Below are 3208 nucleotides of genomic sequence, written 5' to 3'. Positions count from 1 at the left end.
TTTCCCGTTCGCCAAGTTCCCGGGCGTAGATCCGATCCTCGGGCCGGAAATGAAATCCACTGGCGAGGTTATGGGCGTTGGCGATTCGTTTGCCGAGGCCTTTGCCAAGGCGCAGGTAGGGGCCGGCGAAACTTTGCCGACTGGCGGCACGGCGTTCATGAGTGTGCGTGACGACGACAAGCCGTTTGTGGTCGACGTGGCGCGCTCGCTAGTCGAGCTGGGTTTCGATCTGGTCGCCACCAGTGGTACTGCCAAGGTGATCGCGGCCGCCGGGATCAAGGTGCGTCGGGTAAATAAAGTGACCGAAGGCCGGCCGCACATTGTCGACATGATCAAGAACGACGAGATCAGCATGGTGATCAATACCACCGAGGGGCGCCAGTCAATGGCCGACTCCTACTCGATCCGTCGTAACGCGTTGCAGCATAAGGTCTGCTCTACCACGACCCTTGCAGGTGGCGAAGCTATCTGCATGGCACTGAAATTCGGTCCGGAGAAGACGGTTCGTCGCCTTCAGGACTTGCACGCAGGAATCTGAGTATGAAATATCCGATGACCAAGCAGGGCGCCGAAGCCCTCGAAGTCGAGCTCAAGCATCTGAAAAGCACGATGCGTCCGCAGATCACCCAGGCCATCGCAGAAGCGCGTGAGCTTGGCGACCTGAAGGAAAACGCCGAATACCATGCTGCCCGTGAACAACAGGGCATGGTCGAGGCGCGGATTCGTGATATCGAAGGTCGCCTGGCTAACGCACAGGTGATCGACGTGGCCGCTATTCCGCCTACCGGCAAGGTCATATTCGGCACCACGGTCGAGATCGTCAATGTGGATACCGACGAGTCCGTCGTCTATCAGATCGTGGGCGATGACGAGGCCAATATCAAGATTGGCAAGATATCCGTCAGCTCGCCCATCGCGCGGGCGCTGATAGGCAAGGAAGTAGGCTATGTGGTCGCTGTGAAGACGCCGGGTGGTGTCGTCGAATACGAAGTTCTCGAGGTGAGCCACAAGTGACAGCTGGCGCCCCGCGGCCGATGCTGCATGGCAGTCGCGTCGCCTGGCAGCTGACCCAGACTTTATGGGTGGGTGCGATATGGGTGACGCATTTTGTGCTGATGCCCGCGCTCGAGCAGTTCGGCATGGCGCCAATGCTGATAGAGGCAATCGGGAATTTCATGCGGCCGCTGATGGTGGGCTTTGCCGGTGTTTGCGCATTGCTGCAGTTGTTGATAATCGCAGTGGCGCCTGGTGTTCGGTTCTGGCGCGACCTGCGCACTCAGCTATTGCTGCTGGTGATGATCTGCGTGGCGGCCCTGTTCGGTTTACGGCAGGTGCCGGGGACCGAATATGTGCAAATTTTCGGCTATCTGGTTATCGCTTTCGCCGGGCTGGTGCTGGTGTTGCAACCGCGCCCGGACGAGGGCTGACAGCTCAGATTTCCTTGAAGCGAGCCAGGTTCGACAGGTTCGGATTGGCTTTCTTGTTCGGGCGTAGCAGAATCGCCATCTTCCCGATAACCTGCACCAGTTCGGCGCCAGTGGCCTTGCACACCTGCTGGATCAGGGCCTGTTTGGTTTCGCGGTCAGCCACGCTGATGCGGATCTTGATCAGTTCGTGATCGGTTAGCGCACGGTCCAATTCGGACAGTACGCCCTCACTGGCGCCCTGTTCACTGACCATGACCACCGGCTTGAGATGGTGACCAATACGTTTGTAGTCTTTCTTCTGCGCTGAGCTGAGGGTCATAATGATCGGATGCTTACCAGTATTGAATGAGAAATTTAAATGCAAAGCTGCTGTCCAAGTAGACAGATCGCAGTTTAACAGGCGGCGGCCTTCGCTGCATGAGGTATTCCGTGGCACAGAGCAAGACCAGCAAGGGCTGGTTGAAAGAACATTTCGATGACCCCTTTGTCAAGCAGGCGCAAAAAGAGGGCTACCGTTCCAGAGCCAGTTTCAAGCTCCTTGAGGTACAGGAAAAGGACCGCCTGTTTCGGCCGGGAATGACCGTGGTCGATCTGGGCTCGGCACCCGGTGGCTGGTCCCAGGTGGCCAGTCGTCTGATTGGCGAGAAGGGCAGGATCATCGCATCTGATATTTTGCCGATGGACAGTATTGCCGACGTTACCTTCATCGAGGGCGATTTTACCGAGGACAGCGTATTCGAAGAGATTCTTGCGGCAATCGGTGATCAGCCCGTTGACCTTGTTATTTCGGATATGGCCCCCAATATGAGTGGAACACCCGAAGTGGATCAGCCTGCAGCGATTTACCTTTGCGAGCTGGCCCTGGACATGGCCGAGAAGGTGCTGAAACCGGGTGGCGATTTCCTTATCAAGGTTTTTCACGGTGAAGGTTTCGACGAGTATTTCAAATTCATGCGCAGTCGGTTTGACAAGGTTGTGACCCGCAAGCCAGATGCTTCACGGGGTCGATCGCGGGAAACCTACCTGCTGGGCAAGGGTTTCAAAGGCCGGGAGTGAACCCTGGTCTCTCAGATAAAAGGGATGCGTACCGGCTTGCCGGCGACACAGAGCGTTACACTGGCTTATCTGCAGCACAGCGGCAGATTGGTGTAATGTATCCAATAGCAGTTAAGACTCAGTCAAGCTCTGGCGGCACGCGCCGCGGGGCAAGAGGGTAGCAATTTGAATGATATGGCGAAAAATCTGATCCTGTGGTTGATCATTGCGGCTGTGCTGGTCACGGTCATGAACAACTTCAGCGGTCCTGGCGAAACGACCAATGCTCTCAACTACTCCCAGTTCATCGAGCAGGTGAAGCAGGGGCAGGTCGAGCGGGTGACCGTAGATGGGTTCGAGATTACCGGGGTCAAGAGCGACGGCAGCCAGTTCAAAACTGTGCGTCCGGCAATCCAGGACAGCGGCCTGATCGGCGATCTGCTGGAAAATGACGTGGTCATCGAAGGCAAGCAGCCCGAGCAACAGAGCATCTGGACCCAGTTGCTGATTGCCAGTTTCCCGATACTGATCATTATCGCCATTTTCATGTTCTTCATGCGGCAGATGCAGGGCGGCGCTGGCGGCAAGGGCGGGCCGATGAGTTTCGGCAAGAGCAAGGCGCGCATGTTGTCTGAAGATCAGGTCAAGACTACTTTCGCCGACGTCGCTGGTTGCGACGAGGCCAAGGAAGAAGTCAGCGAGCTGGTCGAGTTCCTGCGCGATCCAGGCAAGTTCCAGCGCCTGGG

General features: G+C 56.9%; 5 protein-coding genes and 1 pseudogene. 5 read left to right on the top strand and 1 reads right to left on the bottom strand.

Annotated elements, in window-relative coordinates; translation table 11 throughout:
* From carB to ABYA88_RS15870, 3 genes and pseudogenes are all read left to right on the top strand, one after another.
* Positions 1-538: pseudogene (carB, locus tag ABYA88_RS15880) on the top strand (carbamoyl phosphate synthase large subunit); the annotation flags it as partial.
* 2 nt (positions 539-540) lie between these two features.
* A complete protein-coding gene (gene greA / locus ABYA88_RS15875) occupies positions 541-1014 on the top strand; it encodes a transcription elongation factor GreA (protein WP_373188359.1) in 474 nt (157 codons plus the stop codon).
* Positions 1011-1427, top strand: a complete 417-nt coding sequence (locus tag ABYA88_RS15870) for a DUF4149 domain-containing protein (RefSeq protein WP_373188358.1) — start codon at positions 1011-1013, stop codon at positions 1425-1427. Before greA ends, ABYA88_RS15870 begins: the two co-directional genes overlap by 4 nt.
* Positions 1428-1431: 4 nt before the next feature.
* Here ABYA88_RS15870 and yhbY read toward each other — a convergent pair whose 3' ends face one another.
* Entirely contained in the window at positions 1432-1746 is a 315-nt protein-coding gene (gene yhbY, locus ABYA88_RS15865; RefSeq protein ID WP_373188357.1) for a ribosome assembly RNA-binding protein YhbY, read from the bottom strand.
* A 110-nt stretch (positions 1747-1856) separates the two neighbouring features.
* Between yhbY and rlmE the strand changes: the two genes are divergently transcribed.
* The gene (gene rlmE / locus ABYA88_RS15860) at positions 1857-2483 is read left to right on the top strand and encodes a 23S rRNA (uridine(2552)-2'-O)-methyltransferase RlmE (protein WP_373188356.1); all 627 of its coding nucleotides are present in this window, start codon (positions 1857-1859) and stop codon (positions 2481-2483) included.
* A 165-nt stretch (positions 2484-2648) separates the two neighbouring features.
* Positions 2649-3208: ATP-dependent metallopeptidase FtsH/Yme1/Tma family protein (locus ABYA88_RS15855; RefSeq protein WP_373188355.1), on the top strand; the 560-nt coding region annotated here is incomplete at its 3' end.

This window comes from Halopseudomonas sp., assembly GCF_041579695.1.
Lineage (GTDB): Bacteria > Pseudomonadota > Gammaproteobacteria > Pseudomonadales > Pseudomonadaceae > Halopseudomonas.
The sequence above is the reverse complement of the archived record's forward strand: the minus strand, read 5'-3'. Positions and strand labels throughout refer to the sequence as shown.